The organism is Bradyrhizobium sp. STM 3809 (genome assembly GCF_000239795.1).
GTDB lineage: Bacteria > Pseudomonadota > Alphaproteobacteria > Rhizobiales > Xanthobacteraceae > Bradyrhizobium.
Window position 1 is genome coordinate 1 of sequence record NZ_CAFJ01000326.1, and the last position, 7033, is coordinate 7033.

At 67.2% G+C, this 7033-nt stretch carries 8 protein-coding genes; 3 read left to right on the plus strand and 5 right to left on the minus strand.

What is annotated here, in order from left to right:
* On the plus strand, positions 1-601 hold a 601-nt coding region (locus tag BRAS3809_RS18015; RefSeq protein ID WP_035656689.1), incomplete at its 5' end, for a sll1863 family stress response protein.
* A 52-nt stretch (positions 602-653) separates the two neighbouring features.
* Here BRAS3809_RS18015 and BRAS3809_RS18020 read toward each other — a convergent pair.
* From BRAS3809_RS18020 to BRAS3809_RS18035, 4 genes are all read right to left on the minus strand, one after another.
* Entirely contained in the window at positions 654-1604 is a 951-nt protein-coding gene (locus BRAS3809_RS18020; RefSeq protein WP_008963519.1) for a right-handed parallel beta-helix repeat-containing protein, read from the minus strand.
* Between the two features lie 79 nt (positions 1605-1683).
* Positions 1684-2130: a hypothetical protein gene (locus BRAS3809_RS18025; protein WP_008963520.1), complete on the minus strand. Its 447-nt coding sequence runs from the start codon at positions 2128-2130 to the stop codon at positions 1684-1686.
* 238 nt (positions 2131-2368) lie between these two features.
* Entirely contained in the window at positions 2369-2941 is a 573-nt protein-coding gene (locus BRAS3809_RS18030) for a GNAT family N-acetyltransferase (protein WP_008963522.1), read from the minus strand.
* Between the two features lie 87 nt (positions 2942-3028).
* A complete protein-coding gene (locus BRAS3809_RS18035; RefSeq protein WP_008963523.1) occupies positions 3029-3778 on the minus strand; it encodes a DUF7168 domain-containing protein in 750 nt (249 codons plus the stop codon).
* A gap of 261 nt (positions 3779-4039) precedes the next feature.
* Between BRAS3809_RS18035 and BRAS3809_RS18040 the strand changes: the two genes are divergently transcribed.
* Both BRAS3809_RS18040 and BRAS3809_RS18045 read left to right on the plus strand, forming a co-directional pair.
* Positions 4040-5095 carry a sugar phosphate isomerase/epimerase family protein gene (locus BRAS3809_RS18040; RefSeq protein ID WP_008963524.1) on the plus strand — a complete coding sequence of 352 codons (1056 nt, stop codon included), beginning with the start codon at positions 4040-4042 and terminating at the stop codon, positions 5093-5095.
* A gap of 12 nt (positions 5096-5107) precedes the next feature.
* Entirely contained in the window at positions 5108-6283 is a 1176-nt protein-coding gene (locus BRAS3809_RS18045; RefSeq protein ID WP_008963525.1) for a Gfo/Idh/MocA family protein, read from the plus strand.
* An 89-nt stretch (positions 6284-6372) separates the two neighbouring features.
* On the opposite strand, the gene BRAS3809_RS35910 is transcribed toward BRAS3809_RS18045, so the two are convergent.
* Positions 6373-7033 (minus strand): NAD(P)/FAD-dependent oxidoreductase (locus tag BRAS3809_RS35910; protein ID WP_035656691.1); only part of this gene is annotated, 661 nt, incomplete at its 5' end.

The following is a 7033-nucleotide window of genomic DNA, read 5'->3' on the forward strand; positions in this document are numbered from 1 at the left end:
GCAGAGCAGCATGAGCGTCTACCTGAACTGGGCCAAGGAACGCCTGCATGAGATGGATGCCGCGCTGGATTCGCTCGGCGCCAAGGCTGCCGATGTCGAGGCGGCGTCCAGGGCGAAGACCCAGCAGATCCTCGCCGACCTGACGAAGCGCCGCGGCGAGCTCGAAGCCCTGCTCGCGACCCAGGCCGCTGCCGGCGAAGCCGCGCTGGCCAGCGCGAAGACCGAGCTGGACCGGCATTGGGCCGGCTTCGAGTCGCAGGTGAAGGCCTATTTCGACGCGGCCGGCAAGCAGGCCGAGCAGCAGCAGGCGACCTTCAAGGACATCGCCGCCGCACAGACCAAGGCCTGGAGCGAGGCGGCCGACCGTTTTCGCGATGCGGCCACCAAGGTGACGGCCGCCGGCGCCGCCGACCTCGACACGGTGCTCAAGCAGCTCTCGTCCGACGCGGCCCAGGCGGGCGCCCATCTCGAGACGCTCAAGCAGACCGGCAGTCAGTCCTGGTCGGTGTTCAGCGCCGCCTTGAGCGAGTCGCGCAAGGCATTCGACGAAGCCAATCAGGCCGCCTGGAATGCACTGAAAGGCTCCGGCAAGAAGACGTGAGGCGGCCGGCTCCGGCGGGCGCGGCGGCAGGACGGTGCGGACCGCCCGGCCGTCAGTTCAGCGGCAGGATCACCGTCGGCGAACCGTCGCTGGTGTTCGACGAGATCGCGTTGTTCTTGAACGAGCCGATCTGACCGCCGCTCGCGAGCAGGCCGGTCGCATTATTGTGAACGTTGGAATTGGTGAGGATCGCGGCCGCCGACGCCACGCCGGTCGCGGCGATCCCGGCCCCGCCATTGTGGGATGCGTTGGTCCGGTCGACGAACACGACCGACGACACGGTGCCCGCCGACGTCGCGGCGATGCCGTTTCCGGTGTTGCCGGTCGCCACGCTGTCGCGCACCGTCACCTCCGAAATCCCGCCGCCGCCGGTGCCGTCGATCAGGAAGCCGTTGGCGTTGTTGGCCAGCAGGGTGCGATTGATCACGCCGGAGATCGAGGTCGCGCCGGCGCGTCCGATCACCTTCACCCCGCCGAAGCTCGCCGAGCTGCCATTGCTGGTGATGACGGAGTCGGAGATCGACAGCTTGCCGGGGTTCGTCGGCGTGAACAGCACGCCCCATTGCGTGAAGCCGAAGATCTTGCAGTTCTGCACCACCAGCGAGGCGCCGCTGTTGAACAGGACGCCGTTGAGGCCGCTGCCGACGCCGTCGATCACCAGTCCCTCGAGATAGACGCTGTCGCTCTGCCCGGCGGCGACCACGATGCCGTTGGTACCGGAGACGAGCACCCCGGCGACGCCCGACTGGGCGACGATGCGAATCGACTTGGTGATGGTGACGGCGCCGAAGCCGCCGGGATCCATGGTATTGATTTCGCCGCCGGCCGCCGTCTTCGAGATTGCGCCGGCGAACGTCTTGCAGGGCGCGGTCCGACTGCAGGGGTTTGCGTCGTCGCCCACGCCGGACACCCAGGTCCGCGTCGCCTGCGCATGCGCCGCTCCCAATCCAAGCGCGAGCCAGATTGCACAAACCATCGTCATCACGACACCGACTGTCTTCACGGCGCATCCTCGCTTTTGATCGGTTTGAACCAAGAGACCTGACAAGAGACCTGAACAGGGGGCGAGAGCCGGCGGCGCGTCATGGCAGCCGGACCGGCGTGCTCTGGAATTTCTGGCCGGCAGGCGCGCCTTCCGGGTACATGTCGAAGGTCAGCACTGGCGGTGCGCCATCGGCGGCGAGTTCGAACTCAGCGGTCCCCTCGCCTTCATCCTCCGTCTTGATGTCGCCCAGGGACCGCACGCATTTCAGATAGAAGTGATAGATCGTGTCCGGGGCCGCGGTGATCGCGACCTTCAGGCGCAATGCACCGTTGGACTGTCGCGCGATCACGACGGTGCCGCCGATCCGCGAGGGATCGTCCGCCCTCACGTCGGAATTGCCGCAGTCAGACTGGTCCTTGCGCACGAGGAACGCCTCGACCATGCGCGGGGCAGGATTTTGGGCCCATGCAGGCAGCGCGACCGCGGGCACGACGATGACGATCAGCGAAAGCAGCCGTCGGCGGCGACGCGGCAGGCTGTGCATCTGGATCTCCCATGGCGCTCGGGGCGGCGGGTCTGGATCGAAACGATGTTCGGATCGGCGATCAATTCAGGTCAGGCGACAGACGCGGCGGACGAGACGATCCAGGCGGTCACACCGCACGAGCAACGAAATCAGTTCACGGCGATATCAGGCGAATTCGGAAACAGATTACCGTAGTAGTATGACGCATATTCCGTCAACTTGAAATGGAAATACTTGCTGCATTGCCTAAGCAGTTTCAGATCCCATCACCTGGACTCGGCGGTATCGCATCCGACGCGAGCCGCGCAAACAGCCGGACATCGTGCAACGCGCCTCTGAAACACCCCTTCTGACGCTGCACCCCTTCGAGCAGAAAACCGGCCTTCTGGAGCACGCGATCGGAAGCGCCGTTTCCGGGGAAAGTCCATGCCTCGATGCGGTTCAGGTCGAACAATGCGTGTCCGGTGCCGACGACGGCACGCAACGCCTCGGTCATGAGGCCACGTCCCCAATAGTGCGGATGGAGCTCATACCCGACGCCGCCGACGCGCGCATGCTTGACGAAATAGTTGAACCGCACGGCGCCCACGAAATCGTTCGACGCGAGATCTTCGATGATCCAGGAGCATCCGGTCCCGGCGTCGAACATCTCAGCCATCCGAGCCAGCATGTCGCGGGTCTGCTCTTCATTTGGCGCGAAGGCAATGTTCGCGTAGCGCGTGACGTCCGGGATCGATAGCAGGTCCTGATAACGCTCCCGGTCATTCGGCACGATGGCGCGCAGGCGCAATCGTCGGGTCGCGAGGACGGGGAACGGAGCCTTCGTCATGGTGGTCTCCCCAATTCGGATCGTCGAGACCGCGAGGTCGGATCCCCGGCATGCGCGCACGGAAGCGATGAGGACGCAGCCAGGCGCTCAGCGGCCTCCTCGTCCACTTCCTCGTGTCGCGCCGCCGACCCCCGGACCGATCGCCACCGTCGCCCCTGCCGCGCCGCCGGCCTCGTACGCCGTCATCGACACCGTCCGGCTCGTGCTGCGGGCGGAGCGCAGATTGAGAGCGAGCTTGTCGAACTCGGCATCGACCACCGAGGTCTTGAGCACGACCAGGCCGCGGCCGGTCGACGCGTTCACCTCATCCCGGCTCTTCTTCATCGTCACCAGCCGCTCGGCAACCGAGGCGACCATGCCGAGCGCGAAGGAGGCGTTGGCGAGGTGGCGGTCCTGGTGGCGGAAACGGGCGTAGTCGGTCGAGGTCTTGTAGCGGCCGAGCTCGGCGCGCACGGAATTGTCGATCAATTCGGTCAGGTAATGCGCGACCTCGACATCGGCGGGCAGCCCGAAGAACACATAGACGTTGTCGCCGGCGGCGTTCTTCTCGCGCCACACCCGGCAATCGCAGAACAGCGCGATGGCGCCGATACAATCGTCGATCGGAATGCGCTTCTTGCGATGGGTCTCATACACCCTGCGCTCGCAGGACGAGGCCTTTAGCTCGAGGTCCGACAGCGACAGTTCGTGACGGTCGAGCAGCTCGGCCACCTTGGCCGCCGCCGCAAGCGCCTCCTCCTCGGTGCAGCCATTGGCGATGGTTTTGGCGCGCAGGGCCTGGATGCGGCCCTTCAGCTTGTCGAGCGCGGCATGATCGGACGTAAAGGTCTGGCTCACTGGTCAATATCCGTCAGAGGAATTCTCGAAGCGGGCCTCTCGCGCCAGGGCTGGAACGAGCTCACGCGCTTTTATGACATTGTGCAGACGGGCGCGCGGAAAACTGCATTGATCGATTGCGATAGCCCTGCCGACCGCCCGACGCGGCAAATTGAGACTGGTGGTGAAATGCGCGGCGGTTCCGGCATGGCGGACACGCCGGTGCGATGGCAAGATCGCGCCCCGCCAGCACGCGTCGATCCACGAAGAAGGGAGCATGCGATGAAGCAGATCAAGGGTCCCGCCATCTTTCTCGCCCAGTTCGCCGGCGATGCAGCGCCGTTCAATTCCTGGGATTCGATTTGCGGCTGGGCGGCCTCGCTCGGCTATGAGGGGGTACAGATCCCGAGCTGGGACGGCAGGCTGTTCGACCTCAAGCGGGCGTCCGAATCGCAGGACTATGCCGACGAGGTGAAGGGCATCGCGGCGCGCCACGGACTGGCGATCACCGAGCTCTCGACGCATCTGCAGGGCCAGCTCGTGGCCGTGCACCCGGCCTATGATGCGGCCTTCGACGGCTTCGCGGCGCCGGAGGTGCGCGGCAATCCGGTGGCGCGCACGGAATGGGCGGTCGACCAGGTCAAGCGGGCGATCCAGGCGTCCAGGCGGCTCGGGCTCGGCGCCCACGCGACGTTCTCCGGCGCCCTGGCGTGGCCCTATATTTATCCCTGGCCGCAGCGTCCGGCCGGTCTCGTCGAGGCGGCGTTCGACGAGCTGGCGCGGCGCTGGCGGCCGATCCTCGATCATGCCGAGGAGCATGGCGTCGATCTCGCCTACGAAATCCACCCCGGCGAGGATCTGCACGACGGCGTCTCCTACGAGATGTTCCTGTCGCGGGTCGGCAACCACGCGCGCGCCAACCTGCTGTACGATCCCTCGCATTTCGTGCTGCAGCAGCTCGATTACCTGGACTACATCGACATCTATCACCAGCGCATCAAGGCTTTTCACGTCAAGGATGCCGAGTTCAATCCAACCGGGCGCCAGGGCGTCTATGGCGGCTTCCAGGCCTGGGCCGACCGCGCCGGGCGCTTCCGCTCGCTCGGGGATGGCCAGGTCGATTTCGGCGCGATCTTCTCCAAGCTGACACAATACGGCTATGGCAGCTGGGCCGTGCTCGAATGGGAGTGCGCCATCAAGCATCCCGAGCAGGGCGCGCGCGAGGGCGCCGGCTTCATCAGGAGCCACATCATCGAGGTCACCGAGAAGGCGTTCGATGATTTCGCCGGCTCGGGCGCCGACGACGTGGCCAATCGCAAGATGCTCGGCCTGGCTTGAGGGGAGGCGCAGATGGCCATCAATGCAAGCCATGAGGCTGGCCGCCGCGATCGCATCCGCCTCGGCATGGTCGGCGGTGGTCAGGGCGCCTTCATCGGCGCCGTGCACCGCATCGCCGCGCGGATCGACGACCAGTTCGAGCTCGTCGCCGGCGCGCTCGCGTCCGATCCTGGTCGCGCCAAGGCCTCGGCCAAGGAAATCGGCATCGCCGACGATCGCGCCTATGGCGCGTTCGAGGAGATGGCCCGGGCCGAAGCCGCGCGGGCCGACGGCATCGAGGCGGTCGCGATCGTCACGCCGAACCACATGCACGCGCCCGTCGCGAGAGCCTTCCTCCAGGCCGGCATCCACGTCATCTGCGACAAGCCGCTGACGACGACCGTGGCCGAGGCCGAGGAGCTGGTGGCGCTGGTGCGGTCGACCGGAAAACTGTTCGTGGTGACGCACAACTACACCGGCTATCCGCTGGTGCGGCAGGCGCGGGAGATGGTCGCGAGCGGCGAGCTCGGCGAGATCCGGCTGGTGGAGGCTGAATATCTGCAGGACTGGCTCACCGAGCCGCTCGAGCACAGCGATCACAAGCAGGCGGCGTGGCGCACCGACCCCGCCCGCTCCGGCCCGGGCGGCTGCATCGGCGACATCGGCACGCACGCCTACAATCTCGCCTGCTTCGTCAGCGGGCTCGCGCTCGATGAGCTGCTCGCGCAACTGACGACCTTCGTGCCGGGCCGGCGCCTCGACGACGACGTGCAGATCCTGCTGCGCTGGAAGGGCGGCGCCAAGGGCATGCTGTGGGCGAGTCAGGTCGCCGTCGGCCACGAGAACGGCCTGACCTTGCGCATCTCCGGCAGCAAGGGCGGACTCGCATGGGCCCAGGAAAATCCGAACCAGCTGTGGTTCACGCCCTACGGACGGCCCAAGCAACTGATCACCCGCGGCGGAGCGGGCGCCACGGGTGCAGCCGGCCGCGTCACCCGCCTGCCCTCCGGCCACCCCGAAGGCTATCTGGAGGGCTTTGCCACGATCTATGCCGAAGCCGCCCACGCCATCCGCGCGGCAAGAGCGGGAGAGAAGCCGGATCGCGAGGTGCTGTTCCCGACGGTCGAGGACGGCCTGGCCGGAGTGAAGTTCATCGATGCGGCGGTGAGGTCGTCGGCGGGCGGAGGCGCGTGGGTCCGGATGGACTGACGCCTTCCCGGACCGCCCTGGTGACATCGATCTTCTCCGCCGGGCGGCGTAGAGGGGCGCTGCTTGTTGGGCGATGTGCGAGGCTGCGCTCATGCCGTGGCCAGCAACGCGTCAGCAATGGCGCAGCCGCTGGCATAGGCCGCCTCGACCCGCGCGGCGAGGCACCAGTCGCCACCGAGATAGAGCGTTCCGGACTCATCGCGCAGGAACGGCGCGCCGAGCGGCGTGGTGACCCGCGCAAAGCGCCAGCGATGCGCGGCGGCAAAGCGCACGGCGGAGGCGTCAGTGCCGATCGCCGACAGCAGGGATGGCAGCATCAGCGCCCGGACCGCCTCGGGCGCGCGCTCCAGATGCGTGGTGCTGAAGGCTTCGCCCGCCTGCGCCACCCAGGTCGTGAGCCCCTCCTGCGTCGCGCGTCCCGGCTTGGCACCATCATGCGCGATCCAGGCGAGGTCTGCGGCGTCATCACGCCGGACGACGAAGGGCGCAGGCGCGCTCACCGCCGCCATCAAGGTCCAGCACGGTGCGATCCGCACCGGCGCGAGACGCGCGGCGAGCGGATCGTCACCGAGCAGCGAAGCCGCCTGCGGCGCCGGCAGCGTCAGCACCACACGGGCGGCGCGATGTCGGGTCGCGCCGACCTGCAGGCGCCAGCCCTCCTGCGTGCGCACCAAAGCGGTCACGGGCGTGCCGCAGTGGATCGTCAGGCCCGCTGCAAACGCCCGCGCCAGCGCCGACATGCCGGGTGTG

Coding starts and splice junctions, on each gene's coding strand:
- BRAS3809_RS18045 (WP_008963525.1), top strand. CDS start 5,108: ATGGCCATCAATGCAAGCCATGAGGCTGGCCGCCGCGATCGCATCCGC.
- BRAS3809_RS18025 (WP_008963520.1), bottom strand. CDS start 2,130: ATGCACAGCCTGCCGCGTCGCCGCCGACGGCTGCTTTCGCTGATCGTC.
- BRAS3809_RS18040 (WP_008963524.1), top strand. CDS start 4,040: ATGAAGCAGATCAAGGGTCCCGCCATCTTTCTCGCCCAGTTCGCCGGC.
- BRAS3809_RS18030 (WP_008963522.1), bottom strand. CDS start 2,941: ATGACGAAGGCTCCGTTCCCCGTCCTCGCGACCCGACGATTGCGCCTG.